Below are 23,118 nucleotides of genomic sequence, written 5' to 3' on the forward strand. Positions count from 1 at the left end.
GCGGTGGTGAGAACCTCAACGCGAATTCTCAACGGCGCGGCGTCGCGCCGCGCCACCGCCCAGCCGGACCTCCACTGGTTCCGGGCGGTTGCGCCTCGTGGACGGGCCTCGGCGGGGTGGCCCCGTCCTCGCATGGCTCACCGCATGGGAGGACGGCACATGACCTGCCCGTACCTGAAAGAGGTCGCGATGGTGTTCTGCCGGGCCTGTCCCGTGAAGAAGCTGGTCCCCATCGACCACGTCACCACCGCCAGCCGCTGCGAGGGCGAGGCGTTCAAGACCTGCCCCCTCTTCCGGGAGGCGATGGCGCGCACCTACGGCGCGGCCCTCGAGGAGGACGGGCTGGAGCCGCCGGCCAGCCCGGCCGGCACCGACCAGCGACACCCGCAGGATCAGGGGAGGCACACATGAGGCTCGGACGCAGAGGATTCCTCCGGATGGCCGGCGTCACCGCCGGGACCGGCCTGCTGGCCGCCACGCGGGCCCAGGCCAAGGTCCCCCAGGCCACCGAGGAGGACACGCTGCCCGGCGTGCTGGTGGACACCACCCGCTGCGTCGGCTGCCGCGCCTGCGAGGCGGCCTGCGCCGAGACCAACCAGCTGCCGGCGCCGCCGGAGGGCGACGAGGTGATGAAGACCCGCCGCGACATGAGCCAGACCGCCTTCACGGTGGTCAACCGGGCCGACGCCCCGGGCGGCGGCGATCGCTTCGGCAAGAAGCAGTGCCTGCACTGCCTGGCCCCGGCCTGCGCCTCGGCCTGCCCGGTGCGGGCGCTCGACAAGCAGCCCACCGGCCCGGTCACCTACGACGCCTCCAAGTGCATGGGCTGCCGCTACTGCATGGTGGCCTGCCCGTTCGACGTGCCCAAGTACGAGTACGAGGCCCTGGCGCCGCGGGTGCGCAAGTGCACCTTCTGCGCCGAGCGCCAGGCCGAGGGGCTGCCGCCGGCCTGCGTCGACGCCTGCCCGTCGGGCGCGCTCACCTTCGGCAAGCGGCACGTGCTGCTGGAGGAGGCCAAGCGGCGCATCTACTCGGAGCCCGAGCGCTTCGTGCACCGCGTCTACGGCGAGCGCGAGGCCGGCGGCACCAGCTTCATGTACATCTCCGACGTCCCCTTCGAGGCGCTGGCGCTGCCGGCCGGCGTCCCCGAGAAGCCCTACCCGTCGCTGGTGGCCGGGGCGCTGGGCGCGCCGCCGCTGGTGATGACGCTCTGGCCACCGCTGCTGATGGGGCTGTACGCCTTCTCCAAGCGCCGCGACGAGGTCGCGGCCGGCGAGCAGGGCCACGACCAGGAGGATCACCATGGCTAGCGCGCACGCCGGCGCCCTCGGGCAGCCGTCCTTCTTCCGGGAGAAGATCCTGCTGGGCATGAGCCTGCCGGAGTACCTCCGCTCGCTGATCACCCCGTTCAACCTGGTGGCCGCCGCCATCCTGGCGGTGGGCGTGCCCAGCCTGATCTACCGCTTCGCCGCCGGCCTGGGCGCCAGCACCAACCTCTCGCAGGCCTACCCCTGGGGCCTGTGGATCGGCTTCGACATGATGACCGGCGTGGTGCTGGCCGCCGGTGGCTTCACCATCGGCGCCTCGGTCCAGCTGCTCGGCCTCAAGCAGTTCCACGCCATCGAGCGGCCGGCCATCCTGACCGCCTTCATCGGCTACATCATGGCGGTGGTGGGGCTGCTGGCCGACCTGGGCCGCCCCTGGAACATCGTCATGGCGCTGGTCAACGCCGGCGCGGCCTCGGCCCTCTTCGAGATCGCCTGGTGCGTCATGTGCTACACGACCGTGCTGCTGCTGGAGTTCACGGTCCCGTTCTTCGAGTGGCTGGGCTGGCGGCGGCTGCACGCGGTGCTGAAGAAGGCGCTGCTGGGCCTGACGGTGCTGTCGGTGATGTTCTCCACCATGCACCAGTCGGCGCTGGGCTCGCTCTTCCTGCTGGCGCCCACCAAGCTCCACCCGCTCTGGTACACGCCCTTCATCTTCATCTTCTTCTTCATCAGCGCCATCCTGGCCGGCATCTCCATGGTGATCGTGGAGAGCGCCCTCTCCCACAAGGTCTTCGCCCGCCGCATGGAGGGGCAGCCGCACGTGGACGTGGCCGCCATCACGGTCGGCCTGGGCAAGGCCGGCGCCATCGTGGCCTTCGCCTACTTCTTCCTGAAGCTGCAGGGGGTCATCGACGGGCACGCCTGGGGCTACCTGCTGACCGGCTACGGCGCGCTCTTCCTGGTGGAGACGGTGGGGCTGGTGCTGGTGCCGTCGCTGCTCTTCGCCTGGGGCGCGCGCCACGGGAAGGTGGGGCACATCCGGGTGGCCGCCACCCTCACCCTGGTGGGCATCGTCCTCAACCGGCTCAACGTCTCCATCTTCGCCTTCAACTGGCAGCACCCGGTCCGCTACGTGCCGAGCTGGATGGAGCTGGCCGTGTCGCTGACCCTGGTCACGGTGGGCGTCCTGGCCTTCCGCTGGATCTGCAACCGCATGCCGATCCTCTTCGAGGACCCGGCCTTCTCACACGACGAGTGACGGAGACGCCATGACGACCCACGAGTTCCTCGGCATCTACGACGCCAAGGTCATGGAGTACCTGCTGGCGGTCTGCTACCTGCTGCTCTTCGTCCCCATGTGGCGCTATGTGCAGGCCGGCCGCCCGCTGGAGGCGCGGGCCGGCGCCGCGGTGGGCGCGGGCCTGGGGCTCGGGCTGGCCCCGGCCCTGGCGGCCCCGGCCGCGGTGGCGGCCGGCTGGTTCCACGCCCCGGCCGGCGTGGAGCTGCACCCGGGCCACGCCTGGGCCCGCCTGGAGGGCGACGGCCTGGTGACGGTGGGGCTGGACGACTTCGCCCAGAAGCTGGTGGACCCGGAGCGGCTGGTGCTGCCGCGCGCCGGCGACGAGGTGCTGCAGGGCCGGCCGGCCTTCGCGGTGGGCGATCAGGTGCTGACCGTCCCCATGCTCTCGCCGGTGGACGGCACGGTGGTGGCGGTCAACACCGCGGCGCGGGACCGGCCGGAGGCGCTGCGCGACCCCTACGGCGCGGGCTGGCTCTTCAAGGTGCGGGCGCCCCACCTGGAGGAGAACCGCCGCCAGCTCTTCTCGGGCGAGCGCGCCGGCCAGTGGCTGGAGCGGACCGCCGAGGCCCTCAGCCTGCGCATGAGCCCGGCGCTGGGGCACGTCCTGCAGGACGGCGGCACGCCCGTCCCGGGCATCGCCAGGGCGCTGGCCGGTGAGCGCTGGGCCGACCTGGCGCGCCACTTCCTCCTCACCGAGCGGAGCGAGCCGTGACCGCCCGGCTGCCGCGGCTGCTCCTGCTGGTCGCGCTCCTGGGATCGGGGGCGGCGCTGGCCGACCTGCCCAACCTGCCCGGCGAGCTCAGCCTGCCGCGCGGCGCCGACAGCCCCGGGGCGGTGGCCTTCCGCCACGAGAGCCACGTGGACGCCGACCACCCGGCCTGCCTGGCCTGCCACCCCACCCGGTTCAGCATCCTGCGGCGGGCCGCGGCGGGCGAGGTGCGCCCCCAGATCACGCACGCCGCCATGGAGCAGGGGCGCGCCTGCGGCGCCTGCCACGGCAAGGCCGCCTTCGGCTTCGAGGACTGCGGCATGTGCCACGCCCAGTGACCCCGGCCGCCCCGGGCGCCCGCCGCTCCCCTCTAGGCCCCACCGGCCGGGGGCGGGGCGGCGGGCGGCGTCTCGCCCGCGGGGGGCGGAGGCGCCGCCGCCGGCGAGACGGGCAGCCGCAGCGTGAAGGTGGTGCCGCGCCCCGGCTCGCTCTCCACCGTCACGGTGCCGCCGTGCCGCTGGACGATGCCGTAGACCACCGAGAGCCCCAGGCCGGTGCCCATCTCCTTGGTGGTGAAGAACGGGTCGAAGATCTTGGAGCGGATCTCCGGCGGGATGCCCGGGCCGTCGTCGGTGATGGCGATCTCCACCGAGCGGCCGTCCTCCAGGGCGCGGGTCAGCACGGTCAGGTGCCCGCCCTTGCCCATGGCCTCCATGGCGTTGAGCGCCAGGTTGACGAAGGCCTGCCGCAGCTCGCCGAAGTCGGCGTGCACCGGCGGCAGCCGGGCCAGCCGGGTCTCCACCGTGTGGCCCTGCAGCGCCAGCTGGTGGCCGATGAGCTGCAGCGACTCCCTGACCACCTTGTCCAGCTCCACGTCCTTGAGCTGGAGGGGGCGCGCCCTCGCGAAGTCGAGCAGGTTCCGGACGATGGCGCTGCAGCGCTCGGCCTCGCGCTGCACCATGGACAGCCGCTTCACCATCGAGCGCCGGCGCGCCTCGTCCGGCACGTCGGTCTCGGCCTCGCGCGCCACCAGCTTGGCGTAGGTGAGGATGCCGGCCAGCGGGTTGTTGATCTCGTGGGCGATGGAGGCGGAGAGCTGGCCCAGCGAGGAGAGCTTCTCCGACTGCACCAGCGCGGCGTGGGCCCGCGTCAGCTCGGCGGTGCGCTCCGCCACCGTCCGCTCCAGCCCCTGGTTGAGTCGCCGCAGGTCCTCCTCCGAGCGGCGCAGGCTGCGCGTCATCTCGTTGAACGAGGAGGCCAGGCCGCCCAGCTCGCCGCCGGTGAGCACCGGGATCTCGAGGTCGAGCTCGTCGCGGGCCACCCGCCGGGTGCCCTCCACCAGGGCCGCCACCGGCAGGATGACCCGGCGGCGCGCGTAGACCAGCAGCAGGCCGCCGGTGAAGAGCATCCCCAGCGCCGCCACCCCCAGGCCGCGGGTGCGGAAGGTGGCCAGGCGGCGGTCGGCGTCCTCCAGCGACACGGTCACGTCGATGAGCCCCAGCACCTGGGCGCCGCGCGGGTGGTGGTGGCAGGCGCCGCTGGCGCAGCGGGCGTCGTTGTAGATGGGGCTGATGAGCTCCACGGCCCGGTGGCCGCGCTCCACCACCACCTGGCTGCGCGCCGCCAGCGACGGGTGCGAGGGCGGGGTGGCGTGGGCGTGGCAGGTGCGGCAGGTGCCCGCCTGGCGGTCCAGCACCTGGCCCACCTCGGCGCGGACGGTGGAGTAGGTCACCAGCCCGGCCTTGTTGATCATGCGCACCCGGTCGATGCCGGGCTGGCGGCCGATGGCCTCCATGATGCCGTAGGCGTCCTGGCGCTGGTCCTCCAGCATGGCCCGGCTGGTGGCGCTGCCGATGGTCTCGCTGAAGAGGACGGCGCCGGCCACGCCCTGGGCCAGCATGACGTCGCGCACGCCGCGCTCCACCGCCGCGTAGGCCACCAGGGCCACCAGCAGCACCACGGTGGTCAGGCCGACCAGCTGGGTCGAGAGCCGCTGGTGCCACGGCACCAGCGCCGGCCGTGGCATGACCGGCCTCGGGTCCGGGGTGTTCGGTGCGCCCATGGCCCCCTCCAGAAGGTCTCGCGAGCCGCCGGGGGGACGCTAGCACCGCTGGGGTGCGCCGGGTGGGCGCCGGCCCGGCCCGCGGCGACGTGGCGCACGTCCGGGCGGGACCCGGGGCGTGCCGGACTGGTCGGTCTGGTGGGTGCGGTGGTGCGGCCGGCCTCAGCGGACCTTGCGCCAGGTGGCCTCGGCGGCGCTGCGGGCCACGTGCACGGAGTCGCTGGCGCTGCCCAGGTGCTCGTGGCGGGTGCCGTCCGGCAGCAGGCAGCGGCTCAGCCACCCGTGCGCCCCGGCGAGCACCTCGAGGCGGGGCAGGGAGAAGGTGCTGGCGGCGTCGGAGCCGTCGACGTTCTTGGCCCAGCCGGCCGCGGTCCTGGCCCAGCCGACGGGGGCCAGCTCCCTCGCGGGGCGAGCCTCGTCCTGCGGCGCCGCGGGCCAAGCCGCCTCGACCAGCGTCCCCTCGACCAGCGTGCCCGCCTCGACGAGCGTCCCCTCGACCGGCGTCCCCACCTCGACGAGCGTCCCGTCGACCGACCGACCTTCGGCCGTCGTACCCTCGGCCAGCTCGTTCACACCGTCGTCCGTCGTCATGGGGTGCCTCGACGCTCCGGCGAGACGCTGCGACCGAGGCCTCGGTGCGGGGGAGCGCCGAAGGAGGCCAGGTCCGAACCGATCGCCTCCGGCGGACGCGACAGGTGGAGACCGCCCCTACCATATCGCCGGCGGGCCTCCCGGGCCCGGGTATCACTGGCTGCCGCCGGGGAGGCGCCCCGGGCGTGAACGGCCGCGGCGCAGGGGCGCAGCCGTCAGGCCGGGCGGAGCGGCGGCGCGGGCCTCGGGCCGGCGCTGGCCCTGGCGAGGGCCGCCAGGCAGGCGTCGCAGGTCACGCCGGCGGGATCATCCGTCCAGCCAGAGGAGAGGGAGCCCCAGGCGCCGCACAGCGGCAAGGTGACGCCGCGGCCGGTGGAGCAGTCGAAGTGGATGGGGCGCATGGAGCCTCGTGCGGGCACAGGATGGCCGGGAGGGCCGCGGCGCCGCCCCAGATCCCTACCGGGGCGAGGGCCGGTGCGCCGCGCCACCGGCGGCCGCACGGACCGGAAACACGCCGGTCGTGGCCAGGAGAGGCTCGACGGGCGAGCGGGGTGATCGCGAATCGTGCCCGATCGTCTAGACTCGCGGGATACGGGCTCCACCCCGGCTGCTCCCAGGCCGTGCTGCGAGCAGCGCACCGGTCGTGACGAGGCACCATGCCAGGCAGGAAGGCTCGCCCCAGGACGCCCAGGAAGGCAGCCGCCCGGAGCCCGGGGAAGGCCGCACGTCGGCCAGCGCCAGCGGTCTCGGTCCGTCCGGCCATCCGGCCGGCGGTCAGACCGGCGGTCCGACCGGCGGCCGTGGCGCCGGCCGTGGCGTCGGTGGCCCCGCAGTCCGGCCAGGCCCCTGGCCCCATCATCGTCGGCCTGGGCGCCTCGGCCGGCGGCCTCAACGCCCTGGAGCAGTTCTTCGCCAACACGCCGCCCGGCCTCGGCCTGGCCTACGTGGTGGTGCAGCACCTGGATCCCGAGCACGTCAGCGCCCTGGTGCCGCTCCTGCAGCGGATCTCCCGGCTCCCGGTCGTCGAGGCCACCGACGGGATGACGGCGCAGGCCGACGTGGTGCACGTCATCCCGCCCAACCGCGAGCTGGCGATCGCCGGAGGCGTCCTGGCCCTGACCCTGCCGAGCGCGCCGCGCGGGCAGCGCATGGCGGTGGACGGCTTCCTCGGCTCGCTGGCCAGGGACCAGGGCGGCGAGGCGGTGGGGGTGATCCTCTCCGGCACCGGCTCCGATGGGGCGCACGGCCTCCTCGCGATCCACCAGGCCGGCGGCCTCTGCCTGGTGCAGGCGCCGCCCTCGGCCCGCTTCGACGGCATGCCGCTGGCGGCCCTGGCCGCGGTGCCCGCCAGCCTGGTGGCCCCGGCCGACCGGCTCCCCGCTGCCCTGGCCGGCGCCCTCGAGCTGCGCGGGCCCGGCGGGCCCACCCGCCCGTCCGGCCTGCCGCGGGCCGCGCCGTCCAGCCCGCCGCCGGCCGCGGCGGGCGCCCTGGACCGCGTCCTGGCCACCCTGCGCACCGCCACCGGCCGCGACTTCTCCAGGTACAAGCGCAGCTCGGTGGCCCGGCGCGTCGAGCGGCGCATGGCCGCCAACGCCATCGGCGACCTCGAGGTCTACGCCCGCCACCTGCGGGAGCACCCCGCCGAGGTGAAGACCCTCTTCCAGGACCTCCTCATCAACGTCACCGGCTTCTTCCGCGACCCCCAGGCCTTCCAGGCGCTGCAGGACCAGGCCCTGGAGAAGCTGGTCATGGGCAAGGCCGCCGGCGAGGTGGTGCGGGTGTGGGTGGCCGGCTGCGCCTCCGGCGAGGAGGCCTACTCCATCGCCATCCTGCTGCGTGAGGTGCTGGACCGGACGCAGCGCGAGCTGAAGGTGCAGGTCTACGCCACCGACCTCGACGGGGACGCCATCGCCGCGGCGCGGGCCGGCGTCTACCCGGGCAGCATCCAGGCCGACGTCTCGCCCGAGCGGCTGCGCCGCTTCTTCGTGGCGGAGGGCGCCGGGTACCGGGTCAAGAAGGAGATCCGCGAGCAGGTGGTGTTCGCGGTCCACGACCTCCTCAAGGACCCGCCCTTCACCCGGCTGGACCTGCTGAGCTGCCGCAACGTCTTCATCTACCTGGAGTCGGCGCTGCAGTCCCGCCTCCTGGACCTGTTCCACTACGCCCTCCGGCCGGGCGGGGTGCTGTTCCTCTCGCCGGCCGAGGGCCTGGGCGACCGGGCCGACCTGTTCACCCCCCTCGACCGGAAGTGGCGGCTCTTCCGGGCCAGGCGCGGCATGGCCTCCGCCGGCGCCGTCCTGACCAGCGGGCTGGCGTGGGTGCGCCACCCCGGGAGCGAGACCATGCGCAAGACCCAGCCCGGCGACTTCGCCGAGATGACCCGGCGCCTGCTGCTGGCCAGCTACGCGCCCGCCTCGGTGCTGACCGACCGGGAGGGCACCATCCTCTTCGTGCACGGCGACACCGGCCCCTACCTGCGGCCGGCGCCTGGCCAGCCCACCCTGAGCGTGGCCGAGATGGCGCGGGAGGGGCTGCAGCTGGAGGTGCGCGCCGCCCTGCGCCGCGCCGGGAACACCGGCAAGGCGGTGCGCCGGCCCGGCATCCCGGTCCGGTGGCACGGGGCCACCCAGACCGTGGACCTGACGGTGCGGCCGGTGGCCACCCCGGCGGGCGCCCCGCCGCTGCTGCTGGTGACCTTCCAGGAGGCCCGGGCGGCGGCGCCCACCAAGGCCGCCGGCGCCAAGGGCGGCCGGCGCGCCGCCGGCCAGGACCGCTCCCAGGAGCTGGCCCGCGCCCTGGCCGCCACCCGGGAGAGCCTGCAGGCCACCATCGAGGAGCAGCAGACCTCCCAGGAGGAGCTGCAGGCCTCCAACGAGGAGCTGCAGTCCACCAACGAGGAGGTCCAGGCCAGCAACGAGGAGCTGGAGACCGCCAAGGAGGAGCTGCAGTCGGTCAACGAGGAGCTCACCACCGTCAACGCCGAGCTCCAGGCCAAGGTGGAGCAGCTGACCGGGATGCAGGACGACCTGAAGAACCTGTTCGAGGCCATCAGCGTCGCCACGGTCTTCCTGGACGAGCGGCTGCGGGTCAAGCGGTTCTCGCGGGAGGCCTGCCGCCTCTACCGCCTGGCGGCCGGCGACGTGGGCCGCCCCCTGGTGGACCTCAAGTCCAACCTGGTGGACCACGACCTGCTGGCCGAGGCCCAGCTGGTGCTCGACACCCTGGTGCCGGTGGAGCGGGAGGTGCGCACCACCGCCGGCGCCTGGTACCTGGCGCGGCTGGTCCCCTACCGGACGGTGGATGGCGTCATCCGCGGGGTGGTGCTGACCTTCACCGACATCAGCGGCCGGGTGGCGGCCGAGGCCGCCGCCCGGGTCGAGCGGGAGCTGGCCGAGCGGGTGATGGCCTCGGTGCGCGAGCCGCTGCTGGTCCTCGACGCCGGCCTGCGGGTGGTCACCGCCAGCCCGTCCTTCCACCGGGCCTTCGGCACCACGCCGCCGGCCGTGGCCGGCCGGCACGTCTACGAGCTGGCCGAGCGGCGCTGGGATCTCCCGGCGCTCCGGGAGCTGCTGGAGCGGGTCCTGCCGCACCAGGAGTCCTTCGAGGGCTTCGAGGTGAAGGCCGCCTTCGCCGACGGCGCGCCCCACACCATGCGCCTCGACGCCCGGCGCATCTCCGGGGGCGCCGGGGCCATCGAGCTCATCCTGCTGGGGTTCAGCCTGGAGCCGCGGGCGGCCGGCGCCGCCGCAGCGATCAAGCCCGCGGCCGGGTTCTCGCCAGGGGCCTGACCGGCGCCGCGCGCCCCCGGGATCGACGCCCGGGGGCCCGCCGCGTCGCCGGCCAGCCGCGCAGGCCGCCGCCTCAGTGCTTCAGGTCGTCGTCGGTGAAGGAGGAGACGAACTTGTCCACCTGCTTCTCCGCCGCGTCCTTGTCCAGGCCGTACTGCTCCTGGACCCGGCCCACCAGCTGCTCGCGCTTGCCGGCGATGACGTCGAGCTGATCGTCGGTGATCTTGCCCCACTGCACCTTCACCTTGCCGCGCAGCTGCTTCCAGTTGCCTTCGACCCGATCCCAGTTCATGTCGACTCCTCGTGGGTGTGGCGTGACGGCGGGTGGCCCACCGCGTCATTGGAGTGCACCGCGCGTGCCCGTGGCGCACCGCGCCAGGTGCCCGGGATCCGGCGGGGCGGACGCCTGGCCACCCGGCGCGAGCGCGGCCACGGACGTTCTCGGCCGTCCGCCCCTCCGGGGGAGGTCGCCTCAGGTGGGCCCTGGCCCCGCAGCGGCCGGCGCGGCCCGGACCGGCACCTCGGGCCCGAGCAGCAGGGCGATCCAGCGGGTGCCCTCGTTCTGCTCGCAGGCGAACCGGACGGTCATGGTGAGCGGGATGCAGATGACCATGCCCACCGGCCCGAGCAGGGCGCCCCAGACCATCAGCGAGAGGAACACCACCAGGGTGGAGAGGTTGAGCCGGCGGCCCATCAGCCGGGCCTCGATGACGTTGTCGAGGACGAAGTTGACGACCATGTAGCCGGCGGCCGCCAGCAGGGCCGGGCCGAGCCCCAGCTGGAGCAGCGCCAGGAAGACCGCCGGGATGGCGGCGATGGTGGAGCCGACGTTCGGCACGTAGTTGAGCAGGAAGGCCAGGAAGCCCCACAGGACGGCGAAGTCCACGCCCAGGATGGCCAGCCAGCCGCCGACCAGCACCCCGGTGGCCAGGCTCACCAGGGTCTTGATGAGCATGTAGCGCAGGATCTCCCCCACGAAGGCGGTGAACTCCGGGAACACCTGCCGCGGATCGCCGAGCACGGCGCGCAGCTTGACCGGGAAGCTGGAGGCCTCGAACAGGATGAAGGCGGTGGTCAGCAGGATCAGGACCACGTTGGAGACCGCCGAGCCCAGCCCGGTGAGCAGCCCGGCGGTCAGGCCCATGATGGCCCCGGGGTTGACGTAGCCGAGCAGGACCTTGTCGATGCCGCGGATGCCCCGGGCGGACAGGAACGACTGCAGCGCCGCCACCTGCTCCTTCGAGCGGGCCTGGTAGGCGGGCAGCTCGTCGTAGAAGCTGGTGACGGAGGCGCCCACGATGGCCCCGGACACCACCAGGGTCGCGACCATGCCGGACACCACCAGCAGCACCGCCACGAAGGTGGGGACGCGCTTGCGCTCCAGCCAGAGCACCGGCGGCGTGCCGAGCATGGCCAGGAAGATGGCCAGCAGGAAGGAGACCAGGACCTCCTCGGCCTGGTGGACGCCCTGCACGACGATCACCAGCGCCGCGGCCACCAGCAGGGCGCGCAGGCCGCGGAAGGGATGGCTGATGGCGGTCATGGGCGGCCTCCTCGTCGGACCGGGAAACGGAAGAAGGGCCCGGACGCCGAGAGGCGCCGGGCCCGGTGCGGACGTCGGGCGCCGGAGCCTACCTGGCGCTGGCGGTGGTGGCCACCTGGTACGGGTGGAAGGTGAACTTCTGGCCGCCCACGCTGGCCTCGGCCATCAGGCCCTTCTTGGCCAGCGTGAAGACGCTGACGCCGCCCTCGTACCTGGCGTTGGCCGACGCGCCGGCGGTGACCGCCACCGCGCTCACCTGGGCGGCCATGGTGAACTCGCCCTTCTTGAAGTCCGACAGGGACTTCTCGGTCTCGAAGAAGATGACCTCGCTGTAGGTCTGCCCGCCGAGCTGCAGGCCGAGCGTCACCTGGGTGAGGGTGGCCTTGCCGATGGCCAGGCCCTTCTCGAACAGCACGCCAGTGCCGTGGGCGCCGCCGACGCCGACCGCGCCCTTGCCCACGGTGGGGAAGACCACGTAGCCGGTCGCGCCGTTGAAGAAGCGCGTCAGGCTCGAGTCGGCCCGCTCCAGCTCACCGATGGCCTTGCGGGCCGCCTTCACGCCCGGCGCGTCGGCCTTGGCGAACTTCTCGTCGACGGCGTCCCTGGCCTGCTGCGCCTTCTGGCCCGCCTGCTCGGCCTTCTGGCCGGCCTTCTCGGCCGCGTAGCCGGCCTTCTCGGCGACGTTGCCGGCCTTCTCGGCCGTGTCGGCCGCCTTCTCGGCCACGGCGCCGGCCTTGACGGCCTGCGTGCCGGCCTCGGCGGCGGCGTCGCCCGCCTTCCTGGCCCCGGTCGCCGCCGGGTCCTCCGCCAGCGCGAACGACGCGGGACCGACCAGCGCGACGGCAGCCATCGTCCTCAGGAGCTTCAGCATTGGAACCCTACCTTGCAGTGAGATGCTGGGTTCTCGCGCCCGCTCGGGCACCCAGATCGTGAGGCCCACCACGCCGACGATCGACGCGGCCAGGCTGCGGGCACCGGTGATGTGCGCGGCGCGCCGGGGCGCCGCCGCGGCCTGCCGGGTCACCACCCATGTTGGCGCGCTTTCGCAGGCAGGCGGGCGTTTCGTCGCAGTCACCGCGGGTGAACGAGCCCGGGGGTGCGACCCGGCCGGGCGACGTTCGCGAACGTTCTCGGACGCCCCGGGCCGCCCCGGCGGCGGCGCAGGCGCCAGCGACCGCGGGCGCTTGCCCGCCCGCGGTCGACCCCGGCGGCGGGCACGGCCGGTGCTCTGGCTGCGCCTCGAGACGCGCCCCCCGTGACCACCCGCCGAGCCGGCCGGGGCGAGCCCACCACCTCGGCGGAGCGGAGCGCGCCACATGTCCACCACCCCGAAGGCCTGCCTGATGCTCACCCTGGCGCTGCTGGCGGCGCCCGCCCTGGCCATGGAGGAGAGCGGGGTCGACCTCTCGCTGCACCTCGGCGGGGATCAGTACGACGCCGTCAGCCTGAAGAGCGGGCTGGGCGGGGTGAGCGGCGCGGCCCTGCTCGACGACGGCTCCCGCCACCTGGGCGCCACCCTCATCTACTGGAAGGGGCTGGGCGAGCTGGGGGCCATCGGCGAGGTGGGCCGGCCCGGCCAGGACGGCGCCACCACGCTCCTGGGCCTGCTGGCCGGCCTGGGGTTCGGCACAGGGCCGCTGCGCCTGGAGCTGCTGGGCGAGCTGGCCACCCACAAGTACGGCGACGTGCTGGCCGACGCGGCGGTGGTGTCGCGCAGCCACACCCAGGCCTGGCTGGTCTCGGTGGGCCTGCGCCCGGGCCTCGCCATCCACTTCGGGCCCAACGACATGCTGCTGCTCGGCGTCTGGGCCTTCGCCCGCTGGGACGTCACCAGCCAGGACGTGCAGGTGACCCTGAGCAACGGCGCGGTCTCGACCTACGAGCTGGGCGGCGTCCAGTACGGCGCCTCGCTGCGGGCCGGCATCCGCCTCTGAACGGGCGAGCGCGCGCCGGCGCCGCTCACCGGTTGAGCAGCGTCCGCCGCACGAAGGAGCGGGGGTGGCGCAGCCAGTCGCCGAGCCGGGCCCCCACGTCGAAGAGGCTGGGCCACCGGTCGGTGCGGTCCCAGACCGCGTCGGTCAGCGTGGCGCGGTGGAGGCGGGCCCAGCGCCGCCAGCGCGCCGCGTCCGGGCCGGACATGGCGCCGGTGAGGCGCTGGCCGTGGATCATGACGCGCAGGTCGAGCCAGTGGGTGAAGGCCCGGCCGCGCGGCGCCGCGTCGCGCTCGGCGTCGTCCGCCAGGCGGTCGAGGGCCGCCCGGTCGCCCAGCGCCGCCTGGACCACGAAGAGCGGCAGGGGCATGCCCCGCGCGATCTCGAAGGCCATGTGGTGGTAGTAGCGCGGGTTGAAGTCGATGAGGAGGAGGCGCCCCTCCGCCTGGATCAGCTCGACGTGGAAGACGCCGAAGTACCCGGCGGCGCGGCACAGGCGCCCCAGCGACGCCAGCAGCGCCGGGTCCAGGGGCGTCTCCTCCAGGCAGAGCGCGATGCCGAGCCGCCGCGGGCGCTGCAGCAGCTTGAGCCCGGCCCGGGCCGCCAGGACCCGCCCGTCCCGATCGGCGAACCCCGCCACCAGCAGCGTGCCGTCGCCCACCTCCGGGCGGTAGGCCTGCACCATGGGCAGGCAGGCCTCGGGCCGGGCGCTGGCCACCGCCGCGTCGTGCGGGTTCTCCCGGCCGAAGGCCTCGAAGCCCCGGCGCAGCTCACCGAGGTCGGCGGCCACCAGCCCCTTGGCGTGCGAGGCCGAGAGCACCTGGGTGCGCTGCTTGACGATGGCCGGGAAGGTGATCCCGGGTGCAAGCCGCTCCAGCTCGGCCCGATCCCGCGGGAACCAGGCGAGCGGCGTGGCGATGCCCGCCTCGGCGCACAGGGCGTGCAGCCCGGCCTTGTCGAGGAGCCGCTCCAGCGCGGCCAGGGGCGGCGCCAGCAGCAGGAAGTGGGGGGCCAGCTCGGCGGCGTGCGCCGCGGTCACCCAGGCCAGGTCGTCGCTGGTTGGGTAGTAGAGGTGCCCGGGGTGCTGCCGGCCGAACTCGACCAGCCAGCGGACGAAGGGCGCGGGCGGGGAGAGCGGCGGGCAGCGGACGCGGTGGGCCACGTGGCGCGACCAGGAGGCCGGCGCCAGGCGGCCGGGGTGGGCCATGGTCACCGGGTGGCCCAGGCCACCCAGCAGCCTGGCCGCCGCCAGCGAGCCGCAGTAGTCGGCCGACGTCAGGAGGACGGGAGGTCGCGGGTTCACCGGCAGATCCATAGCCGTGCGCGCCCACCCGAGCGTCCGGCGTCGGCAGGTCAAACGGGTCGTCGCGCCGGGTCGGGTATCGGCCTGCGGGTCGATCTGCAATCGTCCGCTGCGCCGCCCGGCGGCGGCGGCGAGCCGGCCACCGGCGCGCCCACCCTCGACCAGCCCTGGAGGGAACCCCCGTGAAGACCGGCGCCCAGCTGCTGTGCGACGCGCTCGAGGCGGCGGGCGTGACCCATGCCTTCGGGCTCCCAGGGACGCAGGACCTGCCGGTGCATGAGGCGCTTCGCCGCAGCCGGCTCCGCTTCGCCACCACCACGCACGAGCTGGCGGCCAGCTTCATGGCCAACGGCTACTACCGCGCCTCCGGCCGGCTGGCCCCGATCTACGCCATCCCCGGGCCGGGCTTCACCCACGCGCTGACGGGGCTCGCCGAGGCGCGCCTCGACTCCGCCGCGGCGCTGCTGGTGGTGGGCGCGCCGCCGGGAGGGAGCCGCGCCTACCAGTTCCAGTGGCTCGACCAGGCGGCCATCGCCGGACCCATCGCCAAGGCCGTCGTCCACCTGCGCCATGCCGGGGAGGTGGCGCGGGAGACGCGCCGCGCCGTGGCGCTGGCGTACGCCGGCGAGCCGGGGCCGGTGGTGCTGCAGTGGACCCCGGAGGCCATGGCGGGCCTGGCCGCGCCCGACCTCTCGCCGCCGGGCCGGGCCCCGGGCGCGCCGGAGGCCGGGTTCGCCGGGGCCTGCCGGCGGGCGGCCGACCTGGTGGCGGCGGCGCGGCGCCCGCTCATCCTGGCCGGGCAGGGCGCCCTGGCGGCTGCCCCGGCGCTGGCCGCCCTGGCCGAGCGGCTGCGGGCGCCGGTGGTCACCACCACCTCGGCGCGTGGGGCGCTGCCGGAGGACCACCCGCTCTCGCTGGCCTTCGAGCTGGCGCGCGGCGGGCTCGACGGCCTCAACCAGCTCGTGGAGGCGGCGGACTGCCTGCTGGTGCTGGGCTGCAAGCTGGGCGCGGCCAGCACCGGGGACTTCCGGCTGGCGCTGCCGGCGGCCCGGATGGTGCGGGTCGACGCCAGCGCCGAGGTGCTGGCGGCCGGGTACCCCGCGGCCGTCGAGGTGCTGGGCACGGTGGAGGCCTTCCTGCCCGCCCTGGCCGGCTGCCTCGGGCCGGCCGCGCCGGGTCCGGACGCCGGCTGGGCGGCCGCCGAGGTGGCGGCCTGGCGGGCACGGCTGGCCGGGGGCGCCACCGGCCGCCTCCCGGAGGTGGCCTTCCCCGGGCTGGCCCCGCCCACGGCGCAGGCGCTCTTCGGCGCCCTGCGGCGCGCCCTGCCGCGCGACGCCATCGTGGTGACCGACTCCGGCCAGCACCAGGAGCTGGCGCGCCGCTGGCTCGAGATCCGGTCGCCCCGCGGCCTCGTCGTGCCGAGCGACTTCCAGTCGATGGGGTTCGGCCTGCCGGCCGCCATCGGGGCCGCGCTGGCCGCGCCCGCCCGCCGCGTGGTAGCGGTGATCGGCGACGGCGGCTTCGCCATGACCGCCATGGAGCTGCTCACCGCGGTCCGCCTGGCCCTGCCGCTGGTGGTGGTGGTGCTGGTGGACGGGTTCTACAACCGGATCCGGCTCCAGCAGCTGGCCTCCTCCGGCCACGCCCACGCGGTGGACCTGCAGAACCCGGACTTCGCCGCCTTCGCCGCGGCCGTGGGGGTGGACCACGAGGTGGTGGCGGGCGACGCCGAGGCCGTCTTCCGGCGGGCCCTGGCGCGCCCCGGCGTGACCCTGCTGGAGGTCGACCTGGGGGACTCGGCGGCCGTCCACCGGGCGCGGGCGCGCGGCCTGGCCAGGGGCCTGCGGCGCGTCCCGCTGGCGCGGCGGCTGGCGCGCTGGCTCACCGGCCGCCCAGGCGGCTGAGCCGACGCGGAGGCCCCCCTCCCGTCGCCGGACCGGCCGAGGTGCGGCGCGACCGGGTGAACGTTCGCGAACGCCGCCGGACCCTGCCGGACGCCGCGGGGTTCCGGCGCGCCACGCCCTGGAGGCCTCGGCTCCGCGGGCGGCGGGGCACGCCCCGTGCACCACATGGCGGGCAGTCCCATGTCCGCCGCCGGCGGGGAGCCCGATGAGCCCAGCCGACCCCGCCACCGATCGCCTCCGGCTGGAGAACGACGCCCTCGCCCTGCAGGTGACGGTGCTCCAGCTGAAGGCGTCGGAGACGCGCTACCGCCGCCTCTTCGAGGCCGCCAAGGACGGCATCCTGATCCTGGACGCGGCCACCGGGAAGATCGTGGACGTCAACCCCTTCATGGTGGAGCTGACCGGCTACTCCCACGAGGACTTCCTGGACCGGCACCTCTGGGAGATCGGCCCGTTCAAGGACCACGCCGCCTCGCGCGCCGCCTTCGCCGACCTGCAGGCCAAGGCGTACGTCCGCTATGACGACCTCCCCCTGCAGGCCAAGGACGGCCGCCGGCTCGACGTCGAGTTCGTCAGCAACGTCTACCGGGTGGCCGACCAGGACGTCATCCAGTGCAACATCCGCGACATCTCGGCGCGCAAGGAGGCCGACCGGCAGCGCGGTCGGCTGGAGGATCAGCTGCGGCTGGCGCAGAAGATGGAGGCCATCGGCCGGCTGGCCGGGGGCGTGGCGCACGACTTCAACAACCTGCTCTCGGTCATCCTGAGCTACCTGGCCTTCGCCCTGGAGCGGCTCGGGCCCGCCGACCCGGCCAGCCAGGACCTGCTGGAGGTGAAGAAGGCGGCCGAGCGGGCCGCCACCCTGACCCGCCAGCTCCTGGCCTTCAGCCGCAGGCAGGTGCTCCAGCCGGTGCCGCTCAGCCTGAACCAGATCGCCTCGGAGCTCGGCGCCATGATGGGGCGGCTGCTCGGCGAGGACGTCGAGCTCGTCCAGCAGCTGGCGCCGGACCTCGGCCTGGTGCTGGCCGACCCCGGCCAGGTGGAGCAGGTGCTGATGAACCTGGTGGTCAACGCCCGCGACGCCATGCCGGACGGCGGCCGGCTCACCATCGAGACCTCCAACGTGGAGATCGACCAGGAGTACGCCGAGCGCCACGTGGCGGTGAAGCCGGGCCCCTACGTCATGCTGATGGTCACCGACACCGGCTGCGGCATGGACCCGCAGACCAAGGCCAGGCTCTACGAGCCGTTCTTCACCACCAAGGAGAAGGGCCGGGGCACCGGGCTCGGCCTGTCCACCGCCTACGGCATCGTCAAGCAGAGCGGCGGCAACATCTGGGTCTACAGCGAGCCGGGCCTGGGGACCACCTTCAAGGTCTACCTGCCGCGCGACCTGTCCGGTGCCGCGCCGGCGGCCCCTCCGGGGCCGGCCGCCTCGCCGCGGATCACCGGCACCGAGACCGTCCTGGTGGTCGAGGACGAGGCGGCGCTCCTCGAGGTGGCGCGCCGCACCCTGAGCGGCGCCGGCTACCGGGTGCTGGTGGCCGGCGACGGCGCGGCGGCGCTGCGCGGCGCGGCGGCCCACCCGGGCAGGATCGACCTCTTGCTGACCGACGTGATCATGCCGGGGATGAACGGCTGGACCCTGGCCAACCAGCTGGCGGCGCTGCGCCCCGGGCTCCGGGTGCTCTACATGTCGGGGTACGCCGACGACGCCGTCATCCACCACGGGCCCATCGAGGTGGGGACCCACTTCCTGGCCAAGCCGTTCACCGGGGCGGAGCTGGCGCGCCGCGTCCGGGCGGCGCTGGACGGCGGCGTCAGCCGCTAGGCGGCGGCCGCTCCGGCTCGCCGCGGGGCTCGAGCGGCAGGCCGAACCGCAGGGAGGCCACCGCCAGGAAGACCTCGCGCAGGAAGAGGATCAGGGCCACCACGAAGGCCAGCATGGCCAGGATGAAGAGGATGGCCACCGCCACGCCGAAGTCGGCGTCGAAGAGGTAGCCCAGGAAGGCCACCGCGATGAGGAGGCAGACCAGCAGCGCCGCCGAGGTGCCGGCGGTCAGCCCCCAGTGGATGAGCCTGGCCCGGTGCGACACCAGCTCCAGCTCGGCCAGGCTGGCCGGGTGGCGCTCGACGGGCTCGCCGAGCAGCCGCTGCTCGATGCGGCGGGCCCGGTCCACGATGCGGCCGAGCCGGCTGACCAGCACGCCCAGGGTGGTGCCGAGGGCGGTGAGCAGGAAGACCGGGGCCACCGCCAGCTGGATGGTGTGGGTGATGTCCTGCAGGTGGGTCTCGGCGGGCATGTGGCGCGCAGCCTACGCCCCGGGCCAGGGCCCCGCCACCTGCCCGGGCGGCCCTACTTCCCGGGCAGGATGGCCTCGAGGCGGCGCTTGAGCTCGGCCGAGCCGGGCTCGACGTCGGAGGCCAGGTGGGCCACCACCCGGCCGGCCGGGTCCACCAGGAACTTGTTGAAGTTCCAGCTCACCTCGCCGCGCGGCTCGCCGGCCGCGGTGAGGTGCTGGAAGAGCGGGTCGGCGCCGGCCCCCTTCACCGCCACCTTGGCGAAGAGCGGGAAGGTGGTCTTGAAGCGCAGCTGGCAGAAGGCCTTGATGTCCGCGTCGGAGCCCGGCTCCTGCCGGCCGAAGTCGTTGGACGGGAAGGCCAGCACCTCCAGGCCGCGCGCCCGGTAGGCCTGGTAGAGCGTCTCCAGCCCGGCGTACTGCGGGGTGTAGCCGCACTCGGAGGCGGTGTTGACGATCAGCAGCGCCTTGCCGCGGTAGCGCGACAGGGGCACCGTCGAGCCGTCGTTGGCCTTCACCTGGAAGTCGTGCACGGTCATGGGGGCTCCGGCGAGGAAGAGGGCGAGGAGGAGGGCGGTGTCCACGCCGGGAGCTTGTGGGCGGCCGGCTCGCGGCGCCACCCGAAGTGGCGCGAGGCGCCGGCCTCACCCGGCCGGGGGCGGCGCGGTCCGGTCCAGCACCTGGCGCACCCGGCCCGCCAGGGCCGCCGGCGTGAAGGGCTTGAGCAGGATGGGCGCCCCCTCCGGCAGGTCGCCCTGCGCCAGCGCCGCCCGGTCCACGTAGCCGGACATGAAGAGGATGGCCTGGCCGGGGGTCCGGTCGGCCAGCCGCGCCGCCAGCTCCACGCCGCCCATGCGCGGCATGATCACGTCGGTGAGGAGCAGGTCCACCGCGCCGCCGGCGGCCTCCAGCACCCGCAGGGCCTCCTCGCCGTCGCCGGCCGTGAGCACCTGGTAGCCGCGCTCGGCGAGGGCGCGGGCCGCCAGCGCCCGCACCTGCGGCTCGTCCTCCACCAGGAGCACCCGCTCCCCGCCCCCGGGCGGCGGGGCCTGGGGGCCGGCCCCCGGCTGGCCGGGCCGGGTGAGCGCCCCCTCGGCGCGCGGCAGGTGGATCTCCACGGTGGTGCCGCGCCCGGGCTGGCTGCGCAGCCAGATGTGGCCACCCATCTGCCTGACGATGCCGTAGCAGGTGGCCAGGCCCAGCCCGGTGCCCTTGCCCTTGGCCTTGGTGGTGAAGAAGGGCTCGAAGAGGTGGGCGGCGGCCTCGGCGCTCAGGCCGGTGCCGGTGTCGCTCACGGTGAGGCGCACCCAGTCGCCGGCGGCCACCCCGGGCCGGACCCCGCCCAGGTCCTGCTCCAGCTTCACCGGGGCCGTCTCCAGCCGGAGCGTGCCGCCGCTGGGCATGGCGTCGCGCGCGTTGACCGCCAGGTTGACCAGCACCTGCTCCAGCTGGCCGGGGTCGGCCAGCACGGGGCAGGGGGCCGGCGACGGGGCGGTCTCGAGCTCGATGTGCGCCCCGATGACCCGCCGCAGCAAGGTGCCCACGCCCACCACCACCTCGTTCAGGTCGAGCCGCTTGCTGGCCAGGATCTGGCGCCGGGCGAAGGCCAGCAGCTGGCGGGTCAGGGCGGCCGCCCGCTCGCCGGCCTTCTGGATCTCGCCCAGGTCCTCCTGCACCTCGGCGGCGGTGGCCCCGGGCAGCTGCGCGGTGGAGGAGCAGCCCAGCACCACCGTCAGCAGGTTGTTGAGATCGTGGGCCACCCCGCCGGCCAGCCGGCCGATGCTGTCGAGCTTCTGGGCGTCGGCCAGCTGCCGCTCCAGCCGCTCGCGCTCGGCCAGCTCGCGCTGCAGCTGCCCGGTGCGCTCCTCCACCCGCGCCTCCAGCTGGTCGCGGGCCGCGGCCAGCTGCCGGGTCCGCTCCTCCACCAGCCGGCCCAGCTCCTCGGCGCGGGTGCGCAGGCGGTTGCCCCGCAGGCGCACCACGCCGGTCACCGCCCCCACCAGCAGGACGGCCGCCAGCAGCCCCAGCGCCAGGCGCACCCAGGTGCGCTCCAGCGGCGCCGGTCGCACCTGCACCAGCAGCGGCGTCGCCGCCGCCACCCAGTCGGCCCCGTCGCGCGAGGCCTCCACCTCGAAGCGGTAGTCGCCCTCGCCCAGGCCGCGGTAGAGCGCGGCGCGCAGCGGCCCGGAGGGCTGCCAGGCCGCCTCGTGCCCGGCCAGCCGGTGCCGGAACTGCAGGCGGTGCGGCGCCGCCAGCGTGGGGGAGGTGAAGTGGAGCTCCAGGGTGGCGTCGCCGTGCTCCAGGCGCACCACGCCGAGGTCGAGCGGCACCTCGGCCCCGGCCAGGAAGGCCCGCTCCACCCGCGGGGGGGCCGGCGGCCCGAGCTGCATGCGGTGTGGATCGGCCACCACCAGGCCGGCCACCGTGCCGAACCAGAGCCGGCCGTCGGGGGTGCGCGCGGCCGAGGACTGGCCGGCGGAGGTGAACTCGGTGGACGGCAGGCCGTCGCGCTCGTCGAAGGACAGGACGTGCAGCGGGCCGGCCCGCCCCTCGGCCAGGGCCAGCAGCTCGGCCTTGCGCGCCAGCACCAGCGAGCCCTCCAGCGCCACCCACAGGCCGTCGTGGTCGTCGGCCAGGACCGCCACGCCGCGCCCGGCGAAGCGCGGGTCGAGCGTCCCGAAGGAGGTGAGCCGGCCGGCGTGCCAGAGCTGCAGCCCGGCCGAGTAGCTGGCCACCCACAGGTCCCCGCCGTCGGGCAGGAGGCTCATCACGTCCCGGACCGCCTGCAGCTCCGGCGGCGTCTCGGCCTGGTAGGCCGGGCCCAGCAGGCGCACCAGCCCGAGGCCGCCGGCCCACAGGTGGCCCTGCGGGTCCTCGGCCAGCACGCGGAAGGGCCAGCCGCCCGGCACCTCCACCCGGGTGGCGCGCCCGTCGCGGTGGCGCTCCAGGCCGGTCTCGGTGCCCAGCCAGACGCTGCCGTCCTTCGACTGCAGGAGGCCCCGGACCCGGACGTAGGGCGCGCCGTCGGCCGCCCGCACCGGCGCGGCGCGGCCGCCCTGGATCCGGACCACGCCGGCGGAGCGCAGCGACAGCCAGGTGGCGCCGTCGCGGGTCCGCAGCGTGGCGGCCACGGTGGCGGCGCCCAGGCCCCAGCGCGCGCCGTAGGGGGTGATGCGGCCGTCGGCCAGCCGGTCCAGGCCGGCGCCGTCGAGGCCGACCCAGACCGCCCCGTCGACGGGGTCGGCGGAGACCGACCAGACCACCTCGGCGGAGAGGCCGTCGCGCCGGCCGACCGGCAGCAGGAGGCGCGGGCGGAGCCGATCCAGCCCGGAGGCGGCCCCGGCCCAGAGGGCGCCGTCCTCATCGGCCAGCAGCGCCGTGACCGGCCGCGACGTCACGCCCGGCTGGCGCGGCGAGGCCGTGGCCCCGTCGTCCGAGAGCTGCTGCACGCCGCCGCCCAGGGTGGCGACCCAGAGCCGGCCGTCGCCGTCCTCCGCCAGCGCGGTGACGTTGGTGGCGGCCAGCCCGGCGCCCAGGGGCCGGCGCGTCGCCAGCCAGGCCGGATCGGTGCGCAGCAGCCCCTCGGAGGTGCCCACCCAGGTGCGCCCGCGCCGGTCGGTGTGCAGCGCCTGGACCCGCTGGGTGGTGCCGCCCTCCTCCGGGCCCAGCCGGGTGAGCCGGCCCTCGCGCAGGACCAGCAGCCCGTCCTCCACCCCCGCCAGGAGCCGGCCGGAGGCGTCCTCGGCCAGCGCGAACACCGCGCGGTCGTGCCCCTCCACCAGCGTGAGGTCGTCGCCCAGCACCAGGGCGAGGCCGCGCTCGGTGGCGGCCCACAGGGCGCCGCCGCGGTCGCGCAGGAGCTCGAACACCGGCTGGTCGCCTGCGGCGAGCCGGGTGAAGCGGCCGCCGGAGAGCCGGCCCAGGCCGCGGTCGCTGGCGAGGAAGAGGGTGCCGTCGGGGTCCTCGAGCAGCGCCCGCACGTTGAGCTCGGCGGCCCCGTCGGCCACCGGCACCTGGCTGAAGCGCAGGCCGTCGAAGCGGACCAGGCCGCGCCGCGTGCCCACCCACAGGTAGCCGGTGGTGGAGCGCTGGAGGGCGGTGACCGTCCCGGGGACGCCCTGCTCCTCGCCCCAGTGGTCGGCGGCGCGCAGGTCGTGCGACGGGATGGCCGCGGGGACGGCCGGGACGGCCGCGCCGGGCGCCGCCGGGGCGGGGACCGGGAGCGCCGCGGAGAGCAGCGCGGCCAGCGCCAGCGCGCCGGTCCGGACCCGGCGGGGAGGCCCGCCGGCGCGCCGCGTCTCGGGTGCTGCCTGGGCACGGCTCATCGGGGGGAGTCTGGCAGGGCGCGCCCGGCCGTCAAGCCCGACGAGCTGCGTCCGGCGAGCGACCCTGGTGGCCATGTAGGCGCGCCGCCCACTG

General features: G+C 75.3%; 19 protein-coding genes. 9 read left to right on the forward strand and 10 right to left on the reverse strand.

Annotation, left to right across the window (positions count from 1 at the left end; genetic code table 11):
• Positions 1-159 precede the first annotated feature (159 nt).
• The 5 genes from IPO09_05720 to IPO09_05740 are packed head-to-tail and all read left to right on the forward strand — an operon-like array spanning position 160 to position 3,615.
• Positions 160-411: a hypothetical protein gene (locus IPO09_05720; protein ID MBK9516849.1), complete on the forward strand. Its 252-nt coding sequence runs from the start codon at positions 160-162 to the stop codon at positions 409-411.
• On the forward strand, positions 408-1,310 hold the full coding sequence (locus tag IPO09_05725) for a 4Fe-4S dicluster domain-containing protein (GenBank protein MBK9516850.1): 903 nt from the start codon (positions 408-410) through the stop codon (positions 1,308-1,310). Before IPO09_05720 ends, IPO09_05725 begins: the two co-directional genes overlap by 4 nt.
• On the forward strand, positions 1,303-2,526 hold the full coding sequence (gene nrfD, locus IPO09_05730; GenBank protein MBK9516851.1) for a polysulfide reductase NrfD: 1,224 nt from the start codon (positions 1,303-1,305) through the stop codon (positions 2,524-2,526). The genes IPO09_05725 and nrfD overlap by 8 nt, the downstream gene beginning before the upstream one ends.
• 10 nt (positions 2,527-2,536) lie before the next feature.
• Positions 2,537-3,280 carry a glycine cleavage system protein H gene (locus IPO09_05735; GenBank protein ID MBK9516852.1) on the forward strand — a complete coding sequence of 248 codons (744 nt, stop codon included), beginning with the start codon at positions 2,537-2,539 and terminating at the stop codon, positions 3,278-3,280.
• A complete protein-coding gene (locus tag IPO09_05740; protein ID MBK9516853.1) occupies positions 3,277-3,615 on the forward strand; it encodes a hypothetical protein in 339 nt (112 codons plus the stop codon). Before IPO09_05735 ends, IPO09_05740 begins: the two co-directional genes overlap by 4 nt.
• Positions 3,616-3,647: 32 nt before the next feature.
• Here the strand turns inward: IPO09_05740 and IPO09_05745 are convergent, their stop codons facing one another.
• The 3 genes from IPO09_05745 to IPO09_05755 form a co-directional block, all read right to left on the reverse strand.
• Positions 3,648-5,285 (reverse strand): HAMP domain-containing protein, encoded by a 1,638-nt coding sequence (locus IPO09_05745; GenBank protein ID MBK9516854.1) that lies wholly within the window; start codon positions 5,283-5,285, stop codon positions 3,648-3,650.
• 216 nt (positions 5,286-5,501) lie between these two features.
• Complete coding sequence (locus IPO09_05750; GenBank protein MBK9516855.1) at positions 5,502-5,930, reverse strand: hypothetical protein; 429 nt, start codon at positions 5,928-5,930, stop codon at positions 5,502-5,504.
• A gap of 215 nt (positions 5,931-6,145) precedes the next feature.
• On the reverse strand, positions 6,146-6,331 hold the full coding sequence (locus tag IPO09_05755; protein ID MBK9516856.1) for a hypothetical protein: 186 nt from the start codon (positions 6,329-6,331) through the stop codon (positions 6,146-6,148).
• Positions 6,332-6,586: 255 nt separating this feature from the next.
• Between IPO09_05755 and IPO09_05760 the strand changes: the two genes are divergently transcribed.
• Complete coding sequence (locus tag IPO09_05760) at positions 6,587-9,718, forward strand: PAS domain-containing protein (protein MBK9516857.1); 3,132 nt, start codon at positions 6,587-6,589, stop codon at positions 9,716-9,718.
• A gap of 73 nt (positions 9,719-9,791) precedes the next feature.
• On the opposite strand, the gene IPO09_05765 is transcribed toward IPO09_05760, so the two are convergent.
• The 3 genes from IPO09_05765 to IPO09_05775 all read right to left on the reverse strand — a co-directional run bounded on the left by IPO09_05765 (position 9,792) and on the right by IPO09_05775 (position 12,111).
• On the reverse strand, positions 9,792-10,010 hold the full coding sequence (locus IPO09_05765; GenBank protein MBK9516858.1) for a CsbD family protein: 219 nt from the start codon (positions 10,008-10,010) through the stop codon (positions 9,792-9,794).
• Positions 10,011-10,190: 180 nt separating this feature from the next.
• Complete coding sequence (locus tag IPO09_05770) at positions 10,191-11,261, reverse strand: AI-2E family transporter (GenBank protein MBK9516859.1); 1,071 nt, start codon at positions 11,259-11,261, stop codon at positions 10,191-10,193.
• Positions 11,262-11,349: 88 nt separating this feature from the next.
• On the reverse strand, positions 11,350-12,111 hold the full coding sequence (locus tag IPO09_05775; GenBank protein MBK9516860.1) for a hypothetical protein: 762 nt from the start codon (positions 12,109-12,111) through the stop codon (positions 11,350-11,352).
• A 466-nt stretch (positions 12,112-12,577) separates the two neighbouring features.
• Here IPO09_05775 and IPO09_05780 point away from each other — a divergent pair, with 466 nt between their 5' ends.
• Positions 12,578-13,195 (forward strand): hypothetical protein, encoded by a 618-nt coding sequence (locus IPO09_05780; protein ID MBK9516861.1) that lies wholly within the window; start codon positions 12,578-12,580, stop codon positions 13,193-13,195.
• A gap of 25 nt (positions 13,196-13,220) precedes the next feature.
• On the opposite strand, the gene IPO09_05785 is transcribed toward IPO09_05780, so the two are convergent.
• Positions 13,221-14,495 (reverse strand): carbamoyl-phosphate synthase, encoded by a 1,275-nt coding sequence (locus IPO09_05785; protein MBK9516862.1) that lies wholly within the window; start codon positions 14,493-14,495, stop codon positions 13,221-13,223.
• 182 nt (positions 14,496-14,677) lie between these two features.
• On the opposite strand from IPO09_05785, the gene IPO09_05790 reads away from it, so the two are divergent.
• Together IPO09_05790 and IPO09_05795 are read left to right on the forward strand one after the other, a co-directional pair.
• On the forward strand, positions 14,678-16,399 hold the full coding sequence (locus IPO09_05790; protein ID MBK9516863.1) for a thiamine pyrophosphate-binding protein: 1,722 nt from the start codon (positions 14,678-14,680) through the stop codon (positions 16,397-16,399).
• Positions 16,400-16,604: 205 nt separating this feature from the next.
• Complete coding sequence (locus IPO09_05795) at positions 16,605-18,230, forward strand: PAS domain S-box protein (protein MBK9516864.1); 1,626 nt, start codon at positions 16,605-16,607, stop codon at positions 18,228-18,230.
• On the opposite strand, the gene IPO09_05800 is transcribed toward IPO09_05795, so the two are convergent.
• The 3 genes from IPO09_05800 to IPO09_05810 all read right to left on the reverse strand — a co-directional run bounded on the left by IPO09_05800 (position 18,220) and on the right by IPO09_05810 (position 23,024).
• Positions 18,220-18,702, reverse strand: coding sequence for a DUF2721 domain-containing protein (locus IPO09_05800; GenBank protein MBK9516865.1), 483 nt, complete (start codon positions 18,700-18,702; stop codon positions 18,220-18,222). The two genes, IPO09_05795 and IPO09_05800, sit on opposite strands and share 11 nt — an antisense overlap.
• Before the next feature lie 53 nt (positions 18,703-18,755).
• Positions 18,756-19,238 carry a glutathione peroxidase gene (locus IPO09_05805; protein MBK9516866.1) on the reverse strand — a complete coding sequence of 161 codons (483 nt, stop codon included), beginning with the start codon at positions 19,236-19,238 and terminating at the stop codon, positions 18,756-18,758.
• A 105-nt stretch (positions 19,239-19,343) separates the two neighbouring features.
• Positions 19,344-23,024, reverse strand: coding sequence for a response regulator (locus IPO09_05810; protein ID MBK9516867.1), 3,681 nt, complete (start codon positions 23,022-23,024; stop codon positions 19,344-19,346).
• Positions 23,025-23,118 lie beyond the last annotated feature (94 nt).

Origin of the sequence: Anaeromyxobacter sp. (assembly GCA_016718565.1) — a bacterium.
GTDB lineage: Bacteria > Myxococcota > Myxococcia > Myxococcales > Anaeromyxobacteraceae > JADKCZ01.

Excerpts from the sequence above, each read along its gene's own strand:
- IPO09_05720 (MBK9516849.1), top strand. The coding sequence starts at position 160 with ATGACCTGCCCGTACCTGAAAGAGGTCGCGATGGTGTTCTGCCGGGCC.
- IPO09_05725 (MBK9516850.1), top strand. The coding sequence starts at position 408 with ATGAGGCTCGGACGCAGAGGATTCCTCCGGATGGCCGGCGTCACCGCC.
- nrfD (MBK9516851.1), top strand. The coding sequence starts at position 1,303 with ATGGCTAGCGCGCACGCCGGCGCCCTCGGGCAGCCGTCCTTCTTCCGG.
- IPO09_05735 (MBK9516852.1), top strand. The coding sequence starts at position 2,537 with ATGACGACCCACGAGTTCCTCGGCATCTACGACGCCAAGGTCATGGAG.
- IPO09_05750 (MBK9516855.1), bottom strand. The coding sequence starts at position 5,930 with ATGACGACGGACGACGGTGTGAACGAGCTGGCCGAGGGTACGACGGCC.
- IPO09_05755 (MBK9516856.1), bottom strand. The coding sequence starts at position 6,331 with ATGCGCCCCATCCACTTCGACTGCTCCACCGGCCGCGGCGTCACCTTG.
- IPO09_05760 (MBK9516857.1), top strand. The coding sequence starts at position 6,587 with ATGCCAGGCAGGAAGGCTCGCCCCAGGACGCCCAGGAAGGCAGCCGCC.
- IPO09_05765 (MBK9516858.1), bottom strand. The coding sequence starts at position 10,010 with ATGAACTGGGATCGGGTCGAAGGCAACTGGAAGCAGCTGCGCGGCAAG.
- IPO09_05770 (MBK9516859.1), bottom strand. The coding sequence starts at position 11,261 with ATGACCGCCATCAGCCATCCCTTCCGCGGCCTGCGCGCCCTGCTGGTG.
- IPO09_05775 (MBK9516860.1), bottom strand. The coding sequence starts at position 12,111 with ATGGCTGCCGTCGCGCTGGTCGGTCCCGCGTCGTTCGCGCTGGCGGAG.
- IPO09_05780 (MBK9516861.1), top strand. The coding sequence starts at position 12,578 with ATGTCCACCACCCCGAAGGCCTGCCTGATGCTCACCCTGGCGCTGCTG.
- IPO09_05795 (MBK9516864.1), top strand. The coding sequence starts at position 16,605 with ATGAGCCCAGCCGACCCCGCCACCGATCGCCTCCGGCTGGAGAACGAC.
- IPO09_05800 (MBK9516865.1), bottom strand. The coding sequence starts at position 18,702 with ATGCCCGCCGAGACCCACCTGCAGGACATCACCCACACCATCCAGCTG.
- IPO09_05805 (MBK9516866.1), bottom strand. The coding sequence starts at position 19,238 with ATGACCGTGCACGACTTCCAGGTGAAGGCCAACGACGGCTCGACGGTG.
- IPO09_05810 (MBK9516867.1), bottom strand. The coding sequence starts at position 23,024 with ATGAGCCGTGCCCAGGCAGCACCCGAGACGCGGCGCGCCGGCGGGCCT.